Here is a 23568-nt window from a genome sequence, read left to right as displayed (position 1 = left end):
GGGCATGAATTCCGCACAGGTTGATGCCTATCTCCGCCGCCTCGGTGCCGAGCACCCGGCCTGGCCCACTGTGGACGTCCTGCGCGAGCTGCAACTGCGCCATCTGCAGACCGTGCCCTTCGAGAACCTGTCGATCCATCTCGGCGAGGAGATCGTGCTGGAGGAGAAGCGGCTGCTGGACAAGGTGGTGGGGGCGCGAAGGGGCGGGTTCTGCTACGAACTCAACGGTTGCTTCGGGGCGTTGCTCGCCGCGCTGGGCTTCGAGGTGACACTGCTCGCGGCCCGGGTGTACGGGGAGGAGGGCCGGCTCGGCATCCCCTACGACCACCTCGCCCTGCGGGTGCGGACGGTGGACGGGGGCGACTGGCTGGCCGACGTCGGCTTCGGGGCGCACAGCCACCATCCCCTGGCGATGCAGGCGCGGGGGGAACAGGAGGATCCCGGGGGCACGTTCCGGGTCGTCGAGGCCGGGGCGGACGCGGCCGGGGTGCGAGGCGGGCACACGGCGGCGGAGGCGGCCGACCTGGACGTCCTCATGGGCGGCAAGCCCCAGTACCGCCTGGAGGTACGGCCCCGGGTGCTCGGGGACTTCGTGGCGGGCGCCTGGTGGCACAGCACCTCGCCGGCCTCGCACTTCACACGGTCGCCGGTGTGTTCGCGGGTCACGGAGGACGGCGGGAGGATCACGCTCAGCGGGCGGAGCTTCACGGTGACGGGGCCGGACGGGACCCGAGAGGTGCGGGAGCTGGGGACGGACGAGGAGGTGCTGGGGGTGTACCGGGAGCGGTTCGGGGTGGAGCTCGATCGGGTGCCGGTGGCGCGGAAGACGGGGTGAGGGGGGTGGGCCGCGGCAGCGGACGAGGTCCTGGTGGTCATGGGCTGAGCTGGGGTTCGGGGCTTCCCGGGTGCCGGACAATAGCCGGGTGAGCGATGTGAGACATGTGCTGGTGCTGCCTGACCGGGATGCCGCGGAGGAGGTGGCGGAGGCGCTCAGGGAGCGGTTCGGGGTGGCTGAGGAGCCGCGCATCGTCCGCGACGCGCTGGCGGGGGAGGACGACGCCGAGGACGCGCAGTGGCTCGTTGTGCTGCGGGACGAGGACGGGCGGCTGGATCCCGGGGCGCTGGACGAGTTCGCGGGGGAGTGGGACGGATGGCGGGAGGAGCCGTAGGGGTGGGGGCGCCCGCCGGGCTCGTGCCGTGGGCGGGGCTGGTTGTCAGTGGCCCGTGCCATGCTTGTCGGCGATGGCAAAGAAGAGTGCGAACGACGACCCCCTTGCCCCGGTGACGCTGGCCGTGGGGCAGGAGGACCTGCTGCTCGACCGTGCCGTGCGGGAGGTGGTGGCCGCCGCGAAGGCGGCTGACGCCGACACGGACGTACGGGATCTGAACCCGGAACAGCTGCAGCCCGGCACGCTCGCCGAGTTGACCAGTCCCTCGCTCTTCGCGGAGCGCAAGGTCGTGGTCGTACGCAACGCGCAGGATCTGTCGGCCGACACCGTGAAGGACGTGAAGGCGTATCTCTCGGCCCCCGCCGAGGAGATCACGCTCGTGCTGCTGCATGCCGGCGGGGCGAAGGGCAAGGGGTTGCTCGACGCCGCGCGGAAGGTGGGAGCGCGGGAGATCGCCTGTCCGAAGATGACCAAGCCGGCGGATCGGCTGGCCTTCGTGCGGCAGGAGTTCCGGGCGACCGGGCGGTCGGCCACACCCGAGGCCTGTCAGGTGCTTGTCGATGCGATCGGGAGTGATCTGCGGGAGCTGGCCTCGGCCGTGTCGCAGCTGGTCGCCGATGTCGAGGGGACGATCGACGAGGCGGTCGTGGGGCGGTACTACACCGGGCGGGCCGAGGCGTCGAGCTTCACCGTCGCCGACCGGGCGGTGGAGGGGCGGGCGGCGGAGGCGCTGGAGGCGTTGCGGTGGTCGTTGGCCACGGGGGTGGCGCCGGTGATGATCACGAGTGCGCTGGCTCAGGGGGTGCGGGCGATCGGGAAGCTGTCGTCGGCTCGGGGTGGGCGGCCGGCGGATCTCGCGCGGGAGCTGGGGATGCCGCCGTGGAAGATCGATCGGGTGCGGCAGCAGATGCGGGGGTGGACGCCGGATGGGGTCTCTGTGGCGCTGCGGGCCGTTGCCGAGGCGGATGCGGGGGTGAAGGGCGGGGGGGACGATCCTGAGTACGCCCTGGAGAAGGCGGTCGTGGTGATCGCTCGGGCGGCGCGGTCGCGAGGGCGGGCGTAGCGGGTCTCGCTGAGGGGCGTCCGTGGCAGGCGTTGGCTGTTTTCGCCCCCGTCGCCCCTACCCGTCCCGTCCTCCGGGGGGCGCTGCCCCTTCGACCCCGGTCCTGGTGGGTTGCGCCCCCGGACCCCCTGTTTCGGCCCCGAAGCGGCCTCGTCCTCAAACGCCGGGCGGGCTGAAGACCGGACGGGCTGAGATCGCCCAGTCGTGACAGCGCATGCCGAAGGCCCCGGCTTCCGCCCTGGGGAAGGGTGGGCTCCGGGGCCTTCGGACCAAGCTTTCGAGCTCATACCCGCGTGGCGAACGCAGGCCGCGTACGAGCTCTGGGTGCCGGGTGGGAGCGGATGAGAGAGGGCCCGCTCTGGGTCCTTCCGGCAGTCAGATCAAAAAGATCAGATCAGATAGAGGTGTCAGCCCTTGAGGGAAGCGACCTTCGAAGCAAGCGCCGACTTCTTGTTGGCGGCCTGGTTCTTGTGGATGACGCCCTTGGCGACGGCCTTGTCGAGCTGACGCGCGGCAGCGCGCTGGTACTCGGTGGCCTTCTCGGTGTCACCCGCGGCAGCGGCCTCACGGGCCTTGCGGATGGCGGTCTTCAGAGAGGACTTGACGGCCTTGTTGCGCAGCCGAGCCTTCTCGTTGGTCTTGATCCGCTTGATCTGGGACTTGATGTTCGCCACTGATTGAGCCTTTTCAGGTTCAGGCACGGGACCACAAGGGACCCGGGCCAGGTGATTTCTTGGGGTGTGCCTCGTGCTGAGAGGGCAGGAGACACAGCGACCCACAGTACCAGTGGGCCGACCGACGGCCCAAAACGGCCTCCGGTCGCCGCCCATGGGACCATGGAGCCTACGTATCGATCCGACCCGAGGCACAAGGCGCCTCAAGAGACAGGACCCTGCGTGCCCGCGACCCCTAACAATGTGCCCGAGCCGAGCCGTACCGACCCGGCTCTGATCCGCAATTTCTGCATCATCGCGCACATCGACCACGGCAAGTCCACGCTCGCCGACCGCATGCTCCAGCTGACCGGAGTGGTCGATCAGCGCCAGATGCGTGCTCAGTACCTCGACCGCATGGACATCGAGCGTGAGCGTGGCATCACGATCAAGTCCCAGGCGGTCCGACTGCCCTGGGCCCCGACCGAGGACCCGGGCAAGACCCACATCCTCAACATGATCGACACCCCGGGGCACGTGGACTTCACGTACGAGGTGTCCCGGTCGCTGGCCGCCTGTGAGGGCACCGTCCTCCTGGTCGACGCCGCCCAGGGCATCGAGGCCCAGACTCTCGCCAACCTGTACCTGGCGATGGAGAACGACCTCAAGATCATCCCCGTACTGAACAAGATCGACCTGCCGGCCGCCCAGCCGGAGAAGTTCTCCGAGGAGCTCGCCAACCTCATCGGCTGCGACCCCGACGACGTCCTCAAGGTCTCCGCCAAGACGGGCCTGGGCGTCGAGGCGCTCCTTGACCGGGTGGTCGCCGACGTCCCCGCGCCGGTCGGCATCCAGGACGCACCCGCCCGCGCCATGATCTTCGACTCCGTCTACGACTCCTACCGCGGTGTCGTGACGTACGTCCGTGTCATCGACGGTCAGCTCAACAAGCGTGAGCGGATCCGCATGATGTCCACCGGCGCGACCCACGAGCTGCTGGAGATCGGCGTCTCGGCCCCCGAGATGAAGTCGGCCGACGGCCTCGGTGTCGGCGAGGTCGGCTATCTGATCACCGGTGTGAAGGACGTCCGCCAGTCCAAGGTCGGTGACACGATCACCACCCTGCACAAGGGGGCCACCGAGGCGCTCGGCGGTTACAAGGACCCGAAGCCGATGGTCTTCTCGGGTCTGTATCCGCTGGACGGCTCCGACTACCCCGAGCTGCGCGACGCCCTCGACAAGCTCCAGCTCAACGACGCCGCGCTGGTGTACGAGCCGGAGACCTCCGCCGCCCTCGGCTTCGGTTTCCGCGTCGGCTTCCTGGGCCTGCTGCACCTCGACGTGATCCGCGAGCGGCTGGAGCGCGAGTTCGGGCTCGACCTCATCGCCACCGCGCCGAACGTGGTCTACCGCGTCGTCATGGAGGACGGTTCCGAGCACACCGTCACCAACCCGAGCGAGTTCCCCGAGGGGAAGATCGACGACGTGTACGAGCCCGTCGTACGCGCCACGATCCTCGCGCCCTCCGAGTTCATCGGCTCGATCATGGAGCTGTGCCAGACCCGGCGCGGCACCCTGCTCGGCATGGACTACCTCTCCGAGGACCGGGTCGAGATCCGCTACACCCTCCCGCTCGCGGAGATCGTCTTCGACTTCTTCGACCAGCTGAAGTCCAAGACGCGCGGCTACGCGTCCCTCGACTACGAGCCCACCGGCGAGCAGGCCTCCAGCCTGGTCAAGGTCGACATCCTGCTGCACGGCGACAAGGTGGACGCCTTCTCGGCGGTCACGCACAAGGACGCGGCGTACGCGTACGGCGTGCGGCTCGTCGCCAAGCTGCGCGAGCTCATCCCGCGGCAGGCCTTCGAGGTGCCGATCCAGGCCGCCATCGGCTCCCGGGTCATCGCCCGCGAGACCATCCGCGCCATCCGCAAGGACGTCCTCGCCAAGTGCTACGGCGGTGACATCTCCCGTAAGCGGAAGCTGCTGGAGAAGCAGAAGGAGGGCAAGAAGCGGATGAAGATGGTGGGCTCTGTGGAGGTTCCGCAGGAGGCCTTCATCGCCGTGCTGAGCAGCGACGACAACGCGGGTTCCGGCAAGGGCAAGAAGTAGCGCCGTTTTCCCGTGAGAATAGGGGCCTGTCGCGGGTGAGAGCGACGGGCCCCTACGCGTGCGTAACGTCGCGCTCTGTAGAAAGTGACAGGCCGCCGCCCCTTACATCGGCGTCGGTCGCGCTCTACTCTGATCTCCACTCGATAGTTACTCGTGAGTTAAACAACACCCCATCGAGTCACCAGCCGCACCGAGCCAGCCGCCGCACTGTCGCGGGCCCCGGAGGATGTCGTGAGCGACACACAGACCCTGATCGAGAACCGTCCGCCGAGCGTGGCGACCCTCTTCCTGGAGCGCGTTTCGGCCACACCGGACGCCGAGGCGTACCGCTACCCCGTGCCCTCGGCCTCCGGCGAGGGTCCCGACGACTGGAAGTCGCTGACCTGGGGGCAGACCGCCGAGCGGGTCTACGCCATCGCCGCCGGCCTGATCGAGCTCGGGGTGCAGCCCGAGCAGCGGGTCGCCCTGTCCTCCGCGACCCGGATCGAGTGGATCCTCGCGGACCTCGGCATCCTGTGCGCCGGTGCCGCCACGACCACGGTGTATCCGCAGACCAACGCCGACGAGTCCGCGTTCATCGTCGCCGACTCCGACAGCCGCGTGCTGTTCGCGGAGAACGCCGAGCAGCTGGCCAAGGCGCAGGACAAGCGCGCCGAGCTGCCCGACCTGACCCATGTCGTGGTCATCGACGCCGAGGGCGTGGAGACCGGCGACTGGGTGCTGACCCTCGCCGAGTTGGAGGCCCGTGGCGCGGCCCGCCTGGAGAAGGACCCCGACCTGATCAAGGAGCGGGTCGGCGCGATCACCAAGGACCAGCTCGCCACCCTCATCTACACCTCCGGCACCACCGGCCGCCCCAAGGGTGTCCGCCTGCCGCACGACAACTGGGCGTACATGGCGAAGGCGATCGCCGCGACCGGCCTGGTGAGCGTCGAGGACGTGCAGTACCTGTGGCTGCCGCTCGCCCACGTCTTCGGCAAGGTGCTCACTTCGGGGCAGATCGAGGTCGGTCACGTCACCGCCGTCGACGGCCGTGTCGACAAGATCATCGAGAATCTGCCGATCGTGCAGCCGACGTACATGGCGGCCGTCCCGCGCATCTTCGAGAAGGTCTACAACGGCATCGCCAACAAGGCCCGTGCGGGCGGCGGCGCCAAGTACAAGATCTTCCGCTGGGCCGCCGAGGTCGCCCGCGAGTACGCCAAGGTCACCCAGGACAACTTCCGCCGCACCGGCACGGCGAGCGCCCCCTTCGGCCTCGCCGCCAAGCACGCGGTCGCCGACAAGCTGGTGTACGCCAAGATCCGCGAGGCCTTCGGCGGCAATCTGCGCGCCTGTGTCTCCGGCTCCGTGGCCCTCGCCCCCGAGATCGGGTTCTTCTTCTCCGGCGCCGGCATCCACATCCTCGAGGGCTACGGCCTGACCGAGTCCTCGGCCGCCTCCTTCGTGAACCCGGGCGAGGCGTACCGCACCGGCACGGTGGGCAAGCCGCTGCCCGGCACGGAGGTGCGGATCGCGGAGGACGGCGAGATCCTGCTGCGCGGGCCCGGCATCATGGAGGGCTACCACGGGCTGTCGGAGAAGACCGCCGAGGTCCTTGAGGCCGACGGCTGGTTCCACACCGGTGACATCGGCGAGCTGTCGCCCGACGGCTACCTCCGCATCACCGACCGCAAGAAGGACCTCTTCAAGACCTCCGGCGGCAAGTACATCGCGCCCACCGAGGTCGAGGGACAGTTCAAGTCGGTGTGCCCGTACGTCTCCAACATCCTGGTGCACGGCGCCGACCGGAACTTCTGCACCGCGCTCATCGCCCTCGACGAGGTGTCGATCCTCGGCTGGGCGAAGGAGAACGGCCTGGAGGGCAAGTCGTACGCCGAGGTCGTGGCCGCGCCGGCCACCGTCGAGATGATCGAGGGCCACATCAAGGAACTCAACGAGGGTCTCCAGCGCTGGCAGACCATCAAGAAGTTCCGGCTGCTGCCGCGTGACCTCGACGTCGAGCACGGCGAGATCACACCGAGCCTGAAGCTGAAGCGGCCGGTGGTGGAGCGGGAGTACAAGCACCTCATCGACGAGATGTACGCCGGGGCCCGCGAGGCCTAAGGGCGTTAGAGGCGCCCTCTGCTGACCAGTTGACGTAGCTCCCGGACCTGTGTGCGCAGTGCCGCCAGGTCCGGGGGGTTCTCCCCGGAGAGTTGGTTCTCCAGGTCGGCCAGTCGGGTGTTCACCTCGCCCTGGTCATGGGCCAGCAGCCGCTCCAGTTGCTGGTTCTTGCGGTGCAGGTCCAGGAAGACGGTGACCTTCGCCCTGAGCACCCAGGGGTCGAAGGGCTTGGTCAGATAGTCCGCGGCGCCGGTCGCGTAGCCGCGGAAGGCGTAGCCGGAGTCGTCCTCCGCGCCGGTCAGGAAGATGATCGGGACGTCCTTGGTCTGATCGAGCCGTTTGATGTTCGCGGCGGTCTCGAAGCCGTCCATGCCCGGCATGCGGACGTCGAGCAGGACGAGGGCGAACTGCTGCCGCAGCAGTGCCTTCATGGCTTCCTCGCCCGAACGCGCGCGGACGAGCGGCTCGTTGAGGGACCCCAGGACGGCCTCCAGGGCGACCAGGTTGTCCTCCATGTCGTCGACGAGGAGGATGCTGGCGCGCTCTTCGGTCGTTGCCTCAGCGCTCATGGTGACTGTGCCTCATTCGGTCGTCGGCGGGACCGGCACTTCCCCTGTCATGCCCGGTTCCGCTGCGTCGGTCACCGCGTCGGCCGCGGGCCCCTGGGTGCCATCGTCGCCCTGCGGGCCCTCCGGGTCGAGGAGCGCGCACACGACGGTCAGCAGCTGGTCCACGTCGACCGGCTTGGGTACGTAGTCGTTGGCGCCCCGCGCGATCGACTTCTCCCGGTCTCCCGGCATCGCCTTCGCGGTCAGCGCGACGATCGGCAGGCCCGTCCAGCGCGGGGTGCGGCGGATGGCGGCGATCGTCTCGTAACCGTCCATCTCCGGCATCATGATGTCCATCAGGACGAGTTCGACGTCCGGGTTGCGCTCCAGCGTCTCGATGCCCTCCCGGCCGTTCTCGGCGTAGAGGACGGGCATGCCGACCCGGCCCAGGACATGGGTCAGTGCGAAGACGTTGCGGATGTCGTCGTCGACGATCAGCACCCGCCGCCCGGGCAGCACCTGTCCCGCCCGGCCCCTCTTCCACGCCTCCAGCTTGGTGGGCGTCGGCCAGGAGTCGTCCACCTCGGCGGAGGTGAAGGGCTCGGTCGACAGCTGTTCCGGTACCGGCAGGGTGTGTTCCTCGGGGGTGGGGCCGGTCGCCGAGTGGCCGGGGCTGACCACGGGGACGTACAGCGTGAACGTGGAGCCCTTGCCGGGCTCGCTCTCGGCGACGATCCGGCCACCGAGCAGCCCGGCGATCTCACGGCTGATCGACAGACCGAGTCCGGTGCCGCCGTACTTGCGGTTGGTGGTGCCGTCGGCCTGCTGGAACGCCTCGAAGATCACCGGCAGCTTCTCCCGCGCGATGCCGATGCCGGTGTCGCTGACGGAGAAGGCGATCACCTGGCCGCTGTCGCGGACGTAGTGGAGCTCGGTGTCCGTGACCCGGTTGACGCGCAGCTCGACCCGGCCCGACGCGGTGAACTTGATCGCGTTGGAGAGCAGGTTGCGCAGGATCTGCTGGAGCCGCTGCTCGTCCGAGTACATCTCGCGCGGCACGTCCTCGCCGACCGCCACCTCGAAGGCGAGCCCCCGGTCGAGGGTGAGCGGGCGGAAGGTGGCGTGGACGTAGTCGAGCAGCTTGATCAGCGGCAGCTTCTTCGGGCGTACGTCCATCCGGCCGGCCTCGATCTTCGACAGGTCGAGGATGTCGTTGATCAGCTGGAGGAGGTCCGAGCCCGAGCGGTGGATCGTCGTCGCGAACTGCACCTCCTGGTCGGAGAGATGGCCGTCGGGGTTGTCGGAGAGCAGCCGGGCCAGGATCAGCAGGGAGTTGAGCGGGGTGCGCAGCTCGTGCGACATGTTCGCCAGGAACTCCGACTTGTACTGGGAGCTGGTCGCCAACAAAGCCGCCTTCTCCTCCAGTTCGGCATTCGAGCGCTGCAACTCCGCCTGCTGTTTCTGCAGTTCGTCGGAGCGCTCCTGGAGCTGGCGGGCCAGGCGCTGGGACTCGCCGAGCAGGGACTCCGTACGGGAGTTGGCGATGATCGTGTTGATCGCGACGGCGATGGTGTTCACGAACTGGTCGAAGAAGGCGAGGTGGACGTCGGAGAAGCGGGAGAACGACGCCAGCTCGATCACGCCGAGGAGCTTGTCCTCGAAGAGGATCGGGATGATGACCACGCTGGTGGGCGCCGCCTCACCGAGCCCGCTGTTGATCTTGATGTAGTCCGGCGGGGCCTCCTCGACGAGGATCCGCTTCTTCTCGCGGGCGGCCTGCCTGACCAGGCCGTGCACCGGGAGGCCCCCGGTCTCCATGGTCGCGCCCTGTGCCGAGCCGTAGCCGGCGATGAACGCGAGTCCTTTCGCGGGAACGGTTGTGCGCAGAGCGGCGCTGTCCTCGTCGGGGTCGGCCAGGAAGAACGCGCCGTACTGGGCGTTCACCAGCGGGGTCAGCTCGCGCAGCAGCAGGTCGGCGACCTCCATCAGGTCCCGGTGGCCCTGCATCAGCGCGGCCAGGCGGGCCAGGTTGGACTCCAGCCAGTCCTTGGCGCGGGTGGTCTCGCGGAGGTTGGCCACCATCAGGTTGATGTTGTCCTTGAGTTCGGTGACCTCGCCCTGTGTCTCCACGGTGATCGAGCGGGACATGTCGCCCTGGGCCACCGCGGAGGCGACCTCGGCGATCGCGCGGACCTGGGTGGTCAGGTTCAGGGCGAGCTCGTTCACGTTCGTCGTCAGGCGCTTCCAGGTGCCGTACACGCCCTCGACCCTGGCCTGGCCGCCGAGCTGGCCCTCGGAGCCGACCTCGCGGGCCACGCGGGTGACCTCGGAGGAGAAGGAGGACAGCGTGTCGACCATGGTGTTGATGGCGGTCTTCAGCTCCAGGATCTCGCCCCGGGCGTCCACGTCGATCTTCTTGGAGAGGTCGCCGTTGGCGACGGCCGTGGTCACCTGGGCGATGTTGCGGACCTGCGAAGTGAGGTTGTCCGCCATGTAGTTGACGTTGTCCGTCAGGTCCCGCCACACCCCGGACACCCCCAGCACCTGGGCGCGGCCGCCGAGCCGGCCGTCGGTGCCGACCTCGCGGGCGACGCGGGTGACCTCGTCGGCGAAGGCGCGCAGCTGCTCCACCATCGTGTTGACGGTGTCCTTGAGTTCGAGGATCTCGCCGCGCGCGTCCACGGTGATCTTCTTGGAGAGGTCGCCGTTGGCGACGGCGGTCGTCACCTGGGCGATGTTGCGGACCTGCGAAGTCAGGTTCAGGGCCATGAAGTTGACGTTGTCGGTGAGGTCCTTCCAGACGCCCGACACACCGCGCACCTGCGCCTGGCCGCCGAGGTTGCCCTCGGTGCCGACCTCGCGGGCGACGCGGGTGACCTCGTCGGCGAAGGCGGAGAGCTGGTCGACCATCGTGTTGATGGTGGACTTGAGCTCCAGGATCTCGCCGCGCGCGTCCACGGTGATCTTCTTGCCGAGGTCGCCCTGGGCCACGGCGGTGGAGACCAGGGCGATGTTCCGCACCTGCGAAGTGAGGTTGTCCGCCATGAAGTTGACGTTGTCGGTGAGGTCCTTCCAGACACCGCTCACACCCCGCACCTGAGCGCGCCCGCCGAGGTTGCCCTCGGTGCCGACCTCGCGGGCGACGCGGGTCACCTCGTCGGCGAAGGCGGAGAGCTGGTCCACCATCGTGTTGATGGTGGACTTCAGCTCCAGGATCTCGCCCTGCGCGGCGACGGTGATCTTCTGACTCAGGTCGCCGTTGGCGACGGCGGTCGTCACCTGGGCGATGTTGCGGACCTGCGAGGTCAGGTTCGACGCCATGAAGTTGACGTTGTCGGTGAGGTCCTTCCACACCCCCGACACGCCCCGCACCTGGGCGCGGCCGCCCAACTGCCCCTCGGTGCCGACCTCGCGGGCGACGCGGGTGACCTCGTCGGCGAAGGCGGAGAGCTGGTCGACCATCGTGTTCACGGTCAGCTTCAGTTCGAGCAGTTCACCGGTCGCCTCGACGGTGACGGAACGGGTCAGGTCGCCGCGCGCCACGGACGTGGTCACCAGGGCGATGTCCCGCACCTGGGCCGTCAGCCGGGACGCCATGGTGTTGACCGCCTCGGTCACATCACGCCAACTTCCCGACAGCCCCTGCACCTTGGCCCGGCCGCCCAGCCGCCCTTCGGTGCCGACCTCGCGCGCCACCCGGGTCACCTCGCCGGTGAACAACGACAACTGGTCGACCATCTTGTTCACGGCCCGCCCCAGCCGCCGCAGATCGCCGCGCAACTGCCGGTTGCCGTCGTGCAGGTCGACCCGCTGGGTCAGATCGCCGCCGGCCACCGCGTCCAGGACCCGGGTCGCGTTCGCCGCCGGGGCCACCAGGGCGTCGAGCAGCTGGTTCACATCACTGACCCGGGACGCCCAGGCGCCCGCGCCGGGGCTCGGCGAGAGCCGCTCGTCGAGCCGGCCGTGCCGCACCAGCTCCCTTTTCACACGCTGGACCTCGGTGGTGAAGTGGACGTTGCGGTCGACCAGCTGATTGAAGATCGCGGTCAGTTCGCCCGTGACGCCACAGGCGCCGGTCTCCGGCACCTTCGCGAAGTGCCCGTCCCGGGCGGCCGTCATCGCGGCGAGCAGCGGACGCAGGTCCGATGCTCGAATCTGGTCATCTTTCGGTCCGTCTTCGAGCACACGCGTAGCACTGTTCTCACTCATGGCGGCCCACTTCGGTAACTCGGCGCATATGGGCGGGGCCAGTCTGTCACTCTGTCCGCACTGACCGAGGTGTATTCGTCCGAACTGCTCGGGGAGCGGGACATGGGGGCCATTCCGGCGCAACGGGAGACCGATCCCGGTGCTGGTGATGCCCCCGTGCGCAGGAGTGTGCTTCCGTGCGCCCGGGCGCACGCCACTCTCGCGGGCAGCTCCGTCGCGCCGGGCGCCGCCCGCGCCCTTCTGCGCGCCGCCCTCTCCGAGTGGGCCGAACTGGGCCTGCCCGGCACGGCACCGCTCACCGACCGGCTGGCCGACGACGCCGTCGTGGTCGTCAGCGAACTCGTCACCAACGCGGTCGTGCACGCCGGCACCGACGTCGATCTGGAGTGCCGGCTGGAGACGGAGACCGGTGCCCTCGTCGTCGAGGTCGCCGACCAGCACCCCTCGCGCGCACCGCGCGACGGCACGGGCGAACCGTCGTACGAGACACCCGAGTACGGCCGCGGACTGCGCCTCGTCGCCACCCTCGCCGAGTCCTGGGGCATCACCTACCGCAAGGGCACCAAGACCGTGTGGGCGCGGCTGACCGAGGAGGACAGCGCGACCGTCGGGCAGAGCGGGGCGTACGAGGGGCAGGACGGGACGTACGCGGGGGTGCACGGCCTGGAGATCGCCGGGGTCCTCGCCCCCGAGCCCCGCCGCACCGAACGCGACCGGGAGTGGCTCAACCGCGGCGCGCTGTCCTTTCTGGCCGAGGCCTCCGACCTGCTCGCCGGACAGCTCGACGAGGACCTGGTCGCCGCCCTCGCCGGACAGCTGATCGTGCCGCGGCTCGCCGACTGGTGCGCGGTGTGGCTGGAGGACGAGCACATGGGGCGCGGCGGCGTCTGGGGCGGCGACGGGACCGGCGGGGTGGGCCCACGGCTCGCCCGCGTCTGGCACGGCCACGAGAGCCGGATCGAGGAACTGCGCCGGGCCCTGGAGAAGGACCCGCCCAGACCGGTGGACCCGCCGCGCTCCGGCCCCGTGCCGTTCCCCTGGCCCGGCGACGCGCTGGGCGCGCGCGGGGAGCACGGCACGGCACTGGCGTACCGGCTGATCGCGGGCGGGCGGCCGCTCGGCACGCTCGTCATCGGACGGTCCGGACTGCTCCGCTTCCCCGACGAGATCACCGGCCTGGTCGAGGACCTCGGCCGCCGGGTCGCCCTCGCCATCGGCGCGGCCCGCCAGTACGCCCGCCAGGCCACCATCAGCGCCATCCTCCAGCGCGGGCTGCTGCCCGGCGCGGTCGCGGAGATCCCCGGGATGCGCAGCGCGCTGGTGTACGAGCCGTGCGACAAGGGCGGCCCCAGCGGCGACTTCTACGACCTCTTCCCGGCCGGCGACGGCCGCTGGTGCTTCGCGGTCGGCGACGTCCAGGGCAAGGGCCCCGAGGCCGCCGTGGTGATCGGCCTGGCCCGCCCCTGGCTGCGGCTCCTCGCCCGCGAGGGCTACCGCGTCGCCGACGTCCTGGACCGCCTCAACCAGCTGCTCCTCGACGACGCCACGGAGGCCGCCGACGCCGCCGCCCGCGCACTGATCGCCGCGGGCGGCCGGTCCCTGACCGGCGACGGCCCCCAGACCCGCTTCCTCTCCCTCCTCTACGGCGAGCTGGCCCCCTTCGACGGCGGTGTGCGCTGCACCCTCGCCTCCGCCGGGCATCCACTGCCGCTGCTCCTCGGCGCGGGCGGCGAGGTCCGCACCGTGGCCCGGCCGCAGACCCTGCTCGGGGTCGTCGAGGACGAGACGTACACCAGCGAGACCTTCGAGCTGCGGCCCGGCGACACCCTGCTCGCCGTCACGGACGGGGTGACGGAGCGGCGCTGCGGCCCCCGCCAGTTCGACGACGGCGACGGCCTCGCGACGGCGCTCGCCGGCTGTGCCGGGCTCACCGCCCCGCTCATCGCGGAGCGCGTCAGACGGCTGGTGCACGAGTTCGGCGTAGGGCCGCCGGAGGACGATCTCGCGCTGCTGGTGCTTCAGGCGGAGTAGCCGGAGCAGTCGCCACGGTCCTGGACAATGGAGGACATGCCTTCCGCACTCCCCGACGGCGAGCCCGTCCCCGACGACGGCGCGCTCCCCGCGTCCGCACTCGCCGGGGCCGACGCCCGCCCCCTCGGGTTCTACCTGCACGTTCCGTACTGCGCGACCCGCTGCGGCTACTGCGACTTCAACACCTACACGGCGACCGAGCTGCGCGGCACGGGCGGTGTGCTGGCCTCCCGCGACAACTACGCCGACACCCTGATCGACGAGATCCGGCTGGCCCGCAAGGTCCTCGGCGACGACCCGCGCCAGGTCCGCACGGTGTTCGTCGGCGGCGGTACGCCGACCCTGCTGGCCGCGGACGACCTCGTCCGGATGCTGGCGGCGATCCGTGACGAGTTCGGGCTGGCGCCGGACGCGGAGATCACGACGGAGGCGAACCCGGAGTCCGTGGACCCGGCATATCTGGCCACCCTGCGGCAGGGCGGCTTCAACCGGATCTCCTTCGGCATGCAGAGCGCCCGGCAGCACGTGCTGAAGGTGCTCGACCGCACCCACACCCCGGGCCGCCCCGAGGCGTGCGTGGCGGAGGCCCGGGCGGCCGGGTTCTCGCACGTCAACCTGGACCTGATCTACGGCACCCCCGGTGAGTCGGACGACGACTGGCGGGCCTCCCTGGAGGCGGCGATCGGCGCGGGCCCGGACCACGTCAGCGCGTACGCGCTGATCGTCGAGGAGGGCACCCAGCTGGCCCGCCGTATCCGGCGCGGCGAGGTCCCGATGACCGACGACGACGTCCACGCGGACCGCTATCTCATCGCGGAGTCGGTGCTCTCCGAGGCGGGCTACGACTGGTACGAGGTCTCCAACTGGGCCACCTCGGAGGCGGGCCGCTGCCTCCACAACGAGCTGTACTGGCGCGGCGCCGACTGGTGGGGCGCGGGCCCCGGCGCGCACTCCCACGTGGGCGGGGTGCGCTGGTGGAACGTGAAGCATCCGGGGGCCTACGCCGGGGCGCTGGCGGCGGGCCGGTCGCCGGGGGCGGGCCGTGAGCTCCTGTCCGAGGAGGACCGACGGGTCGAGCGGATCCTGCTGGAGCTGCGGCTTCTGGAGGGGGTGCCGTTGTCGCTGCTGCGGGAGGCGGGGCTGCGGGCCTCCCGCCGGGCGTTGTCGGACGGACTTCTCCAGGAGGAGCCGTATGGCGCGGGGCGCGCGGTGCTCACCCTGCGGGGGCGGCTGCTGGCGGACGCGGTGGTGCGGGACCTGGTGGACTGAGGGGTCGTCGGGCGGCTGCGGGTTCGTCGTGGCTGGTCGCGCCCACGCGGCGGAGCCGCAAATCGATACAGCCCCGCGCCCCTTAGGTGGGTGCGGTTCGCCTTTTTACGCCGTTACGAAGTCGATCAGTTCCTCCACCCGTCCCAGCAGCTCCGGCTCCAGGTCCTTGTAGGACCCCACCCGCTTCAGGATCGCCTGCCAGACCGCGCCCGTGTTCTCCGAGGGCCAGCCCAGGGCCTGGCACACGCCCGTCTTCCAGTCCTGGCCGTGCGGCACCCGGGGCCAGCCGGCGATGCCCAGGGACGACGGTTTCACCGCCTCCCAGATGTCGATGTACGGGTGGCCGACGACGAGGGCGTGTTCGCTGGTCACCGACTGTGCGATGCGCCACTCCTTGGTGCCCGGCACCAAGTGGTCCACCAGGACGCCCAGCCGGGCGTCCGGGCCCGGCGCGAACTCCTCGACGATCGAGGGGAGGTCGTCGACGCCCTCCAGGTACTCCACGACCACGCCCTCGATGCGCAGGTCGTCGCCCCAGACCTTCTCCACCAGTTCCGCGTCGTGCCGGCCCTCGACGTAGATACGGCCGGCGCGGGCCACCCGGGCGCGGGCGCCGGGGACGGCCACCGAGCCGGATGCCGTACGGGTGGGACGCAGCGGCGCCTGACCGGTGGGACGTACGAGCGTCACCACCCGGCCCTCCAGCAGGAAGCCCCTCGGCTCCATCGGGAACACCCGGTGCTTGCCGAAGCGGTCCTCCAGGGTCACCGTGCCCGCCTCGCAGCGGATCACCGCACCGCAGAAACCGGTACCGGGTTCCTCGACCACCAGGCCGGGCTCCGCCGGGACCTCGGGGACGGGCTTCGGCTTCTTCCAGGGAGGGGTCAGGTCGGCGGAGTACTGGCGCATTCGGATGACGATAGGAGAAGCCCGCCGTCACCTAACGCGACACGCCGAAGCGGGCCGCCAGGGCGTCGCGCTGCCGTCGTACGAACGCCGCGTCCACCACCGCTCCGTGACCGGGTACGTACAAAGCGTCCTCGCCGCCCAGGTCCAGCAGTCGGTCCAGCGCCGCCGGCCAGTGCGACGGTACGGCGTCGGGGCCCGCCTGCGGTTCGCCGGACTCCTCGACCAGGTCGCCGCAGAAGACCACCTCGGGGGAGCCCGGCACCAGGACCACGAGGTCGTGGCCGGTATGGCCGGGGCCGACGTTCGCCAGCAGGACCTGGCGGCCGCCGCCGAGATCGAGGGTCCACTCGCCGGAGACATGATGGCGGGGGCGGGGCAGGGCGTCGACCGCCTCGTCGGCCAGCGCCGGGTCCAGGCCGTTGCCGATCGCGTCCGCGCGCAGCGCCTCGCGGGCCTGGTGCTGGTCGAACAGCGCGTCCATGCCCACCGGCCCGTACACCTCCGCCCCCGCGAACGCCGCCGCCCCGAAGACATGGTCGAAGTGGGGATGGGTCAGCGCGAGATGGGTCACACGATGCCCGGCGAGCGATTCGGCCTGCGCCCGCAGCCGCGCGCCCTCGCCGAGGCTCGATCCGGCGTCGATCAGCAGGGCGGTCCCCGAACCGACGACCAGCCCCGCTGTGCAGTCCCAGCCCGGCAGCCGGCACCGCCCGACCCCGGTCGCCACCCGCTCCCATCCCAGCTCTTCCCAAGTCACCGTCATACGGCGACGCTAGCCGTACGAGCGGTCGCGGCAGGACCGACCTTGCCCGGGCGGTACCCCACCGCCGTACACTGGGCCGGGGGATGCTGGCACTCGGACGGACAGAGTGCCAGGCAAGCGCAGCGGGAACGACTTCTGGAGGTGTGCGCGATGCTGAGTGAACGCAGGCTTCAGGTGCTGCGCGCCATCGTCCAGGACTACGTGGGCACCGAGGAGCCGGTCGGTTCCAAGGCCCTCACCGAGCGGCACAGCCTCGGCGTCTCCCCGGCGACGATCCGCAACGACATGGCGGCCCTGGAGGACGAGGGGTTCATCGCCCAGCCGCACACCAGCGCCGGGCGGATCCCCACGGACAAGGGCTACCGGCTGTTCGTCGACAAGCTCGCGGGCGTCAAGCCGATGACCGCGCCCGAGCGGCGCGCCATCCAGAACTTCCTCGACGGCGCCGTCGATCTCGACGACGTGGTGGCGCGGACCGTACGGCTGCTCGCGCAGCTCACACGGCAGGTCGCGGTGGTGCAGTACCCCTCGCTCACCCGGTCCACCGTGCGCCATGTCGAACTGCTCGCGCTCGCACCCGCACGCCTGATGCTCGTGCTGATCACGGACACCGGGCGGGTCGAGCAGCGGATGATCGACTGCCCGGCGCCCTTCGGCGAGACGTCCCTCGCCGATCTGCGGGCGCGGCTCAACAGCAAGGTCGCGGGTCGGCGCTTCAGCGATGTGCCGATGCTCGTCGAGGACCTCCCCGAGGGCTTCGACCTGGAGGACCGCGGCACCGTCTCGACCGTGCTCTCCACCCTTCTGGAGACACTCGTCGAGGAGAACGAGGAGCGGTTGATGATCGGCGGAACCGCCAATCTCACCCGCTTCGGGCATGACTTCCCCCTCACTATCCGTCCGGTGCTCGAAGCCCTCGAGGAGCAGGTCGTGCTCCTCAAGTTGCTTGGTGAGGCCGGGGATTCGGGCATGACCGTACGCATCGGTCATGAGAACGCCTATGAGGGACTCAACTCCACGTCTGTCGTGTCGGTCGGCTACGGTTCGGGCGGCGAGGCAGTAGCCAAGCTCGGCGTGGTCGGACCGACCCGCATGGATTACCCGGGAACGATGGGAGCGGTACGCGCAGTGGCACGGTACGTCGGACAGATCCTGGCGGAGTCGTAAGTGGCCACGGACTACTACGCCGTTCTCGGCGTGCGCCGCGACGCGTCGCAGGAAGAGATCAAGAAGGCCTTCCGTCGGCTCGCTCGCGAGCTGCACCCGGATGTCAACCCTGATCCGAAGACCCAGGAGCGGTTCAAGGAGATCAACGCCGCTTACGAGGTGCTCTCGGACCCGCAGAAGAAGCAGGTCTACGACCTCGGCGGCGACCCTCTGTCCCAGGCGGGCGGCGGTGGCGCGGGCGGCTTCGGGGCCGGTGGGTTCGGGAACTTCTCGGACATCATGGACGCGTTCTTCGGTACGGCGTCGCAGCGGGGCCCGCGGTCGCGTACGCGGCGCGGCCAGGACGCGATGATCCGGCTGGAGATCGAGCTCGACGAGGCGGCCTTCGGCACGACGAAGGACATCCAGGTCGACACGGCGATCGTGTGCACCACCTGTAGTGGTGAGGGCGCGGCGCCGGGGACCTCCGCCCAGACGTGTGACATGTGCCGCGGGCGCGGTGAGGTGTCGCAGGTGACGCGGTCGTTCCTGGGGCAGGTCATGACGTCCCGGCCGTGTCCGCAGTGCCAGGGGTTCGGGACGGTCGTTCCGACGCCGTGCCCCGAGTGCGCGGGCGACGGTCGCGTACGGTCCCGTCGCACCCTCACGGTCAAGATTCCGGCCGGTGTCGACAACGGCACGCGGATCCAGCTCGCCGGTGAGGGTGAGGTCGGGCCCGGTGGGGGTCCCGCCGGTGACCTCTACGTCGAGATCCACGAATTGCCGCACTCGCAGTTCCAGCGGCGTGGTGACGATCTGCACTGCACGGTCACGCTCCCGATGACCGCGGCGTCTCTCGGCACCAAGGTGCCGCTGGAGACGCTGGACGGGCTGGAGGAGGTCGACATCCGGCCGGGCACGCAGTCCGGTCAGTCGATTCCGCTGCACGGGCGTGGTGTCACGCATCTGCGCGGCGGAGGGCGGGGTGACCTCATCGTCCATGTCGAGGTGCAGACGCCGAACAAGCTGGATCCGGAGCAGGAGCGGCTGCTGCGGGAGCTGGCGAAGCTGCGGGGCGAGGAGCGGCCCACGGGGCAGTTCCAGCCGGGGCAGCAGGGCTTGTTCTCGCGGTTGAAGGACGCGTTCAACGGTCGGTGAGCGGGGGCGAGGGGCTCGTCCTCAAGCGCCGGACGGGCTGGTTTTCGCCGGTCCGCGACGAGCGGTCAAGGCCCTCACCCCGCGCCCATTCCGCTGTCCTATGCCAGTGGAAGGCCGGATTCGGACTTGTTCGGAGGACGTGACAACATGCGCTCATGTCCTCCGCGCTGACCGATCTTTTCCCCCATCCGATCGTGCAGGCCCCCATGGCGGGCGGCGTCTCCGTGCCGCAGCTCGCCGCCGCCGTGTCCGATGCCGGGGGGCTCGGGTTTCTTGCCGCCGGGTACAAGACCGCGGACGGGCTGTATCAGGAGATCAAGCAGTTGCGGGGGCTGACCGGGCGGCCTTTCGGGGTCAACCTGTTCATGCCGCAGCCGGAGTATGCCGACCCGGCCGCCGTCGAGGTGTACGCGCACCAGCTGTCCGGCGAGGCCTCCTGGTACGAGACCGAGCTCGGGGACCCCGACAGCGGACGTGACGACGGATACGACGCCAAGCTCGCCGTACTGCTCGACAACCCGGTGCCGGTGGTGTCCTTCCACTTCGGCGTGCCCAGCGGCGAGGTGCTGGAGTCCCTGCGGCGCGCGGGAACCTTCACCCTCGTCACCGCGACGACCGCCGAGGAGGCCCTCGCCGTGCAGCGGGCCGGGGCGGACGCGGTCATCGCGCAGGGCGTGGAGGCCGGCGGGCATCAGGGGACCCACCGTGACATCCCGGAGAACGACGGGACCGGGATAGGGCTGCTGTCGCTCGTCGGGCAGATCCGCGAGACCGTCGCCATCCCCGTCGTCGCCGCCGGCGGCATCATGCGCGGCAGCCAGATCGCCGCCGTCCTCGCGGCCGGTGCCGCCGCCGCCCAGCTCGGCACCGCCTTCCTCGCCACCACGGAGTCCGGCGCCGCGCCCGTCCACAAGCAGGCGCTCACCAACCCCCTCTTCGTGCGCACCGAGTTGACCCGTGCCTTCTCCGGCCGCCCCGCCCGCGGGCTCGTCAACCGCTTCCTGCGCGAGCACGGCCGGTACGCCCCCGCGGCCTACCCGGAGATCCACCACCTCACCTCCCCGCTGCGGAAGGCCGCCGCCAAGGCCAAGGACGCGCAGGGCATGGCCCTGTGGGCCGGCCAGGGCCACCGCATGGCGCGTGAGCTGCCCGCCGGGCGGCTGATGGAGGTGCTGGTCGCCGAACTCGCCGACGCCCGGACAGCGTTGTCGGTCTTCCCGAAGGGCGACGACCTCCGATGACGGCTCCCGTGTTCGTGGTCGAGCACTTCGACGCCGGGGCCGGCGGACGCTACGTCCTGGAGGGGCCCGAGGGACGGCACGCGGTCTCCGTGAAGCGGCTCCAGCCCGGCGAGGAGGTCGTCCTCACCGACGGCGCGGGCCGCTACGCGGTGTGCGACGTGATCGGCACCGAAGGCAAGGACCGGCTGATCGTCCACATGACCTCGGTGTCCGAGGAACCCGCGGAGTCCCCCCGGATCACCGTCGTCCAGGCCCTCCCCAAGGGCGACCGCGGGGAGCTGGCCGTCGAGACCATGACCGAGACCGGCGTCGACGCGATCGTGCCCTGGCAGGCCTCCCGCTGCATCACCCAGTGGAAGGGCGACCGCGGACTGAAGGCCCTCGGCAAGTGGCGGTCCACCGCCCGCGAGGCCGGCAAGCAGTCCCGGCGGTTCCGCTTCCCCGAGGTCGCGGACCTGGCCACCTCCAAGCAGGTCGCGGCGCTGCTCGCCGAGGCCGACTTCGCCGCCGTACTCCACGAGAGCGGTGACGAACCGCTGGCCACCGTCGAACTCCCCGCCGAGGGCGACATCGTGCTCGTCGTCGGGCCCGAAGGGGGCGTCTCCCCCGAGGAGTTGGCGCTGTTCGAGGAGGCGGGCGGCAAGCCGTACGTCCTCGGGCGTACCGTGCTGCGTACATCGACCGCCGGGACCGCCGCGACCGCCGTGCTCCTCGCGCGCACCGGCCGCTGGTCCTGAGAACCAGAGGGAACGCCTTGGAACTCGCCCAAGTCCGGCTGCTCGTCTCCGACTTCCCCGTCTGCTACCGCTTCTACGCCGAAGTCCTCGGCCTCAAGGCGCAGTCGGGGGCGACGCAGGGACCGTACGAGAAGTTCAGTCCCGCCACCGGCTCCGCCGGTATCGCCCTCCAGGACCGGTCCATGATGGCCGGGATACTGGGCGAGTTGGGCGACGAGGCGAGCGGGCACCGGTCACTGGTCGTGCTGCGCGTCGACGATCTCGACACCTACTGCGAGCAGATCGCCGAGCGGGGCGCCGTGCTGCTGCACGGGCCCGCCCCCATGACCGACCGGATGCGGGTCGCCCACCTCAAGGACCCGGAGGGCAACCTCGTGGAGCTGCAGGAGTGGCTGCTGCTGCGCGCTTGAGGTCGACGGCTTCGGCGACGGCGTAGAACAGCTCCCAGCCGTCCAGCTCCCGGTCACCGGACCGCAGCAGTCCGCGCCGGGCGGCTTCGTCGAGCAGGGCGCGCACGACGCCGGGCTCGCGGAGGATGATCGCCTCACCCTGGCCGTCGGCCGCGCAGCCCTGGAACCAGAGGTCGCCCTCGGAGACGTATCGCCCCGAGCCGGGGCCGCCCGCCCGGAAGACGATCCGGGTGCGGTCGCCGTCCCGGTGCAGGGTGACGATGTCCCGCCAGACGCCGTCAGGGCCCTTCTTCTGGCGGAAGTTCCACAGGTAGGCCGTGCGCTCGTCCACGACGAGACGGCGAAGGCGGCGGTCGTTGCGCATGCCGTCACGCTAGACGGGCGGGCAGCGCCTGGTCTTCGGGTTTTCCGCGGGGATCAGCCGGATGTCCTCGCGGCGGACCGCGAAGGACTCCTGGACGTCGCCGTTACCGCGCTTCGGGTCCCAGAGCCAGATCCAGTCGCCCGAGGTGCCGAAGGACAGGACGGGGTGGTCGGTCGGAGCCGGGCCGTTCTCGACGGCGAGCGGCTGATCCGGGTCCACCGGGCTCAGACACATGAAGTGGCCGTAGATGCCGAAGTATTCGACCGGTTTGTAGTTGTCGCGTGCGGCGTTCTCGGCGTCCCGGCCGGCGGTCCTGGCCGCCTGTGAGGTGCCCAGGAGGATCGCGCCCAGCACGTAGGAGACGATCAGCAGGCTCGCCAGGACCGCGGCGAAGAAGCGGTTGCCGCTGTCCCGGCCCAGGTGGAAGTGGCGCAGCCAGCCCACCACCGCCAGGAAGAACAGCATGCTGCCCAGGGCGAGGCCCATGGGTTCGCCCGCCGCCAGATAGGTGCCGAGACGGGGTGTGGGCACGGCGTCCGCGCGGATGTCGAAGCGGTCCAGGTACGACGAATGCATCTGGCCGCCCAGCCAGTTGACCATCGACCACACCACCGGCACCGACAACGGCAGCAGCCAGGCCGCATGCCGCGTGAAGATCGTCCGGCGCAGGGCGAGCACCGTCCCGGTCCCGGTGAACGCGACCACCGCCATCAGCAGCACGACCGCCCACAGCACCCGCGGCTTGGTGTCCGTGCCCACCAGCGCCCCGAACCCCGCCATCGCCGAGGTCCCCGCCACCCCCGCCGCCCACTGCACGGGCCGCCCCCGGTCCCGGGTCTCCTTCGCCATCCGGCCCAGCGGCAGCGCCCCTGCCGTGCTGAGCAGCGCGGGCAGCAGCTTCCACCAGCCGTCCGCCCACACCACGTACATCCCGCAGACGGCCGCCAGCACGATCCCGGCCGCGCCCGCCGTCACCCAGGCCCAACGGACCCGGCGTGCGTGCGGGGTCTCGTCCAGCGGCGGATGCGCGTCCGAATGCCCCGGCACCCGCAGCCCGTGCGTGACGGGGTCGAAAACCCGCCCGCCCAGGGCCCGGGCGGCCAGCTCGGTGCGCGCGGCCTCCTGGGACTCCGGCCCCGCCGGCACCGTCACCGCCCGCTGCTCGTCCGCGAACCCCAGCCAGGTCAACAGGCCGCCCCAGGAGGGCAGTACACGATGCATGTTGTACGTCGTCGTCGTGGGCCGGGGGTGCTCCACCAACGCCGCGTCCCGCACCCATGCACCCAACTCCGCCTGGCGGGCGAGCCGTTCGACCTCCGCGGTGGCCGTGCGCAGCGCTCCCAGACGGGCTCCGTGCAGCCGGATCTCGACGACGAGCGAGGTCCGGTGCGGCGCGGCGGGGGCGGAATCCCCGGCCCCGGCCGGACGTACGGTCCAGCCCCGCTCCTCGAACAGGCCCGTCACATAGGCCACTTCATCCGCCTGGTCGACCACGTCGACCAGCATCCGCACCCGACGCCGACGCGGCGGAGCGGGCGGTCCCGCCGTCGGGTCGGCCGCCGTTTCCACGGACTGCGCGGTGTCGTCCGAGGGGCGCGGCGCGGGCAGAACGCGCCGACGGAGCGGCGAGCTGGGCAACGGTCCTCCAGATGATCGAGTGTCACTCGATTGTGGGGCGAG

The 23568-nt window shown here is 70.6% G+C and carries 19 protein-coding genes; 12 read left to right on the top strand and 7 right to left on the bottom strand.

The window, feature by feature from the left end; genetic code table 11:
- Window positions 1-4 precede the first annotated feature (4 nt).
- From ACIOHP_RS09865 to holA, 3 genes are all read left to right on the top strand, one after another.
- Window positions 5-835, top strand: coding sequence for an arylamine N-acetyltransferase (locus ACIOHP_RS09865; RefSeq protein WP_401885164.1), 831 nt, complete (start codon window positions 5-7; stop codon window positions 833-835).
- Between the two features lie 88 nt (window positions 836-923).
- Window positions 924-1169 (top strand): hypothetical protein, encoded by a 246-nt coding sequence (locus ACIOHP_RS09860; protein ID WP_351679045.1) that lies wholly within the window; start codon window positions 924-926, stop codon window positions 1167-1169.
- A 73-nt stretch (window positions 1170-1242) separates the two neighbouring features.
- Window positions 1243-2232, top strand: coding sequence for a DNA polymerase III subunit delta (gene holA / locus ACIOHP_RS09855; RefSeq protein ID WP_361540693.1), 990 nt, complete (start codon window positions 1243-1245; stop codon window positions 2230-2232).
- A 407-nt stretch (window positions 2233-2639) separates the two neighbouring features.
- Here the strand turns inward: holA and rpsT are convergent, their stop codons facing one another.
- Complete coding sequence (gene rpsT / locus ACIOHP_RS09850; protein ID WP_093909403.1) at window positions 2640-2906, bottom strand: 30S ribosomal protein S20; 267 nt, start codon at window positions 2904-2906, stop codon at window positions 2640-2642.
- A 222-nt stretch (window positions 2907-3128) separates the two neighbouring features.
- On the opposite strand from rpsT, the gene lepA reads away from it, so the two are divergent.
- Both lepA and ACIOHP_RS09840 read left to right on the top strand, forming a co-directional pair.
- Window positions 3129-4997, top strand: a complete 1869-nt coding sequence (gene lepA, locus ACIOHP_RS09845; RefSeq protein ID WP_046262757.1) for a translation elongation factor 4 — start codon at window positions 3129-3131, stop codon at window positions 4995-4997.
- Window positions 4998-5228: 231 nt separating this feature from the next.
- Window positions 5229-7103 carry an AMP-dependent synthetase/ligase gene (locus ACIOHP_RS09840; RefSeq protein WP_401885154.1) on the top strand — a complete coding sequence of 625 codons (1875 nt, stop codon included), beginning with the start codon at window positions 5229-5231 and terminating at the stop codon, window positions 7101-7103.
- 5 nt (window positions 7104-7108) lie between these two features.
- On the opposite strand, the gene ACIOHP_RS09835 is transcribed toward ACIOHP_RS09840, so the two are convergent.
- Both ACIOHP_RS09835 and ACIOHP_RS09830 read right to left on the bottom strand, forming a co-directional pair.
- Entirely contained in the window at window positions 7109-7672 is a 564-nt protein-coding gene (locus ACIOHP_RS09835; protein ID WP_361540685.1) for a response regulator, read from the bottom strand.
- A gap of 12 nt (window positions 7673-7684) precedes the next feature.
- Entirely contained in the window at window positions 7685-11860 is a 4176-nt protein-coding gene (locus ACIOHP_RS09830; protein WP_401885147.1) for a HAMP domain-containing protein, read from the bottom strand.
- Window positions 11861-11962: 102 nt separating this feature from the next.
- Here ACIOHP_RS09830 and ACIOHP_RS09825 point away from each other — a divergent pair, with 102 nt between their 5' ends.
- Together ACIOHP_RS09825 and hemW are read left to right on the top strand one after the other, a co-directional pair.
- The gene (locus ACIOHP_RS09825) at window positions 11963-13891 is read left to right on the top strand and encodes a SpoIIE family protein phosphatase (protein ID WP_401885141.1); all 1929 of its coding nucleotides are present in this window, start codon (window positions 11963-11965) and stop codon (window positions 13889-13891) included.
- Between the two features lie 36 nt (window positions 13892-13927).
- Complete coding sequence (hemW, locus tag ACIOHP_RS09820; protein WP_401885137.1) at window positions 13928-15160, top strand: radical SAM family heme chaperone HemW; 1233 nt, start codon at window positions 13928-13930, stop codon at window positions 15158-15160.
- 105 nt (window positions 15161-15265) lie between these two features.
- Here the strand turns inward: hemW and ACIOHP_RS09815 are convergent, their stop codons facing one another.
- Both ACIOHP_RS09815 and ACIOHP_RS09810 read right to left on the bottom strand, forming a co-directional pair.
- Complete coding sequence (locus tag ACIOHP_RS09815) at window positions 15266-16069, bottom strand: DUF3097 domain-containing protein (RefSeq protein ID WP_401885132.1); 804 nt, start codon at window positions 16067-16069, stop codon at window positions 15266-15268.
- 31 nt (window positions 16070-16100) lie between these two features.
- A complete protein-coding gene (locus ACIOHP_RS09810; protein WP_401885126.1) occupies window positions 16101-16832 on the bottom strand; it encodes an MBL fold metallo-hydrolase in 732 nt (243 codons plus the stop codon).
- A gap of 150 nt (window positions 16833-16982) precedes the next feature.
- Between ACIOHP_RS09810 and hrcA the strand changes: the two genes are divergently transcribed.
- The 5 genes from hrcA (at window position 16983) to ACIOHP_RS09785 (ending at window position 21524) form a co-directional block, all read left to right on the top strand.
- A complete protein-coding gene (gene hrcA, locus ACIOHP_RS09805; RefSeq protein ID WP_266892532.1) occupies window positions 16983-17999 on the top strand; it encodes a heat-inducible transcriptional repressor HrcA in 1017 nt (338 codons plus the stop codon).
- A complete protein-coding gene (dnaJ, locus tag ACIOHP_RS09800) occupies window positions 18000-19136 on the top strand; it encodes a molecular chaperone DnaJ (protein ID WP_046262750.1) in 1137 nt (378 codons plus the stop codon).
- Between the two features lie 155 nt (window positions 19137-19291).
- Window positions 19292-20377, top strand: a complete 1086-nt coding sequence (locus ACIOHP_RS09795) for a nitronate monooxygenase (RefSeq protein ID WP_401885118.1) — start codon at window positions 19292-19294, stop codon at window positions 20375-20377.
- Entirely contained in the window at window positions 20374-21114 is a 741-nt protein-coding gene (locus ACIOHP_RS09790) for a 16S rRNA (uracil(1498)-N(3))-methyltransferase (protein WP_401885114.1), read from the top strand. Before ACIOHP_RS09795 ends, ACIOHP_RS09790 begins: the two co-directional genes overlap by 4 nt.
- Window positions 21115-21131: 17 nt before the next feature.
- Entirely contained in the window at window positions 21132-21524 is a 393-nt protein-coding gene (locus ACIOHP_RS09785; protein ID WP_361478168.1) for a VOC family protein, read from the top strand.
- Here the strand turns inward: ACIOHP_RS09785 and ACIOHP_RS09780 are convergent.
- Window positions 21466-21888 carry a hypothetical protein gene (locus ACIOHP_RS09780; RefSeq protein WP_401885108.1) on the bottom strand — a complete coding sequence of 141 codons (423 nt, stop codon included), beginning with the start codon at window positions 21886-21888 and terminating at the stop codon, window positions 21466-21468. The genes ACIOHP_RS09785 and ACIOHP_RS09780 overlap by 59 nt on opposite strands.
- Before the next feature lie 9 nt (window positions 21889-21897).
- The gene (locus ACIOHP_RS09775; RefSeq protein ID WP_401885104.1) at window positions 21898-23526 is read right to left on the bottom strand and encodes a hypothetical protein; all 1629 of its coding nucleotides are present in this window, start codon (window positions 23524-23526) and stop codon (window positions 21898-21900) included.
- Window positions 23527-23568 lie beyond the last annotated feature (42 nt).

Source organism: Streptomyces sp. NPDC087859, from assembly GCF_044742595.1.
In the GTDB taxonomy this organism is placed as follows: domain Bacteria; phylum Actinomycetota; class Actinomycetes; order Streptomycetales; family Streptomycetaceae; genus Streptomyces; species Streptomyces canus_F.
This window is presented reverse-complemented; position numbering and strand designations above follow the sequence as displayed.

Excerpts from the sequence above, each read along its gene's own strand:
- ACIOHP_RS09865 (WP_401885164.1), top strand. The coding sequence starts at position 5 with ATGAATTCCGCACAGGTTGATGCCTATCTCCGCCGCCTCGGTGCCGAG.
- holA (WP_361540693.1), top strand. The coding sequence starts at position 1,243 with ATGGCAAAGAAGAGTGCGAACGACGACCCCCTTGCCCCGGTGACGCTG.
- ACIOHP_RS09835 (WP_361540685.1), bottom strand. The coding sequence starts at position 7,672 with ATGAGCGCTGAGGCAACGACCGAAGAGCGCGCCAGCATCCTCCTCGTC.
- ACIOHP_RS09830 (WP_401885147.1), bottom strand. The coding sequence starts at position 11,860 with ATGAGTGAGAACAGTGCTACGCGTGTGCTCGAAGACGGACCGAAAGAT.
- ACIOHP_RS09825 (WP_401885141.1), top strand. The coding sequence starts at position 11,963 with ATGGGGGCCATTCCGGCGCAACGGGAGACCGATCCCGGTGCTGGTGAT.
- hemW (WP_401885137.1), top strand. The coding sequence starts at position 13,928 with ATGCCTTCCGCACTCCCCGACGGCGAGCCCGTCCCCGACGACGGCGCG.
- ACIOHP_RS09815 (WP_401885132.1), bottom strand. The coding sequence starts at position 16,069 with ATGCGCCAGTACTCCGCCGACCTGACCCCTCCCTGGAAGAAGCCGAAG.
- ACIOHP_RS09810 (WP_401885126.1), bottom strand. The coding sequence starts at position 16,832 with ATGACGGTGACTTGGGAAGAGCTGGGATGGGAGCGGGTGGCGACCGGG.
- hrcA (WP_266892532.1), top strand. The coding sequence starts at position 16,983 with ATGCTGAGTGAACGCAGGCTTCAGGTGCTGCGCGCCATCGTCCAGGAC.
- ACIOHP_RS09795 (WP_401885118.1), top strand. The coding sequence starts at position 19,292 with ATGTCCTCCGCGCTGACCGATCTTTTCCCCCATCCGATCGTGCAGGCC.
- ACIOHP_RS09790 (WP_401885114.1), top strand. The coding sequence starts at position 20,374 with ATGACGGCTCCCGTGTTCGTGGTCGAGCACTTCGACGCCGGGGCCGGC.
- ACIOHP_RS09780 (WP_401885108.1), bottom strand. The coding sequence starts at position 21,888 with ATGCGCAACGACCGCCGCCTTCGCCGTCTCGTCGTGGACGAGCGCACG.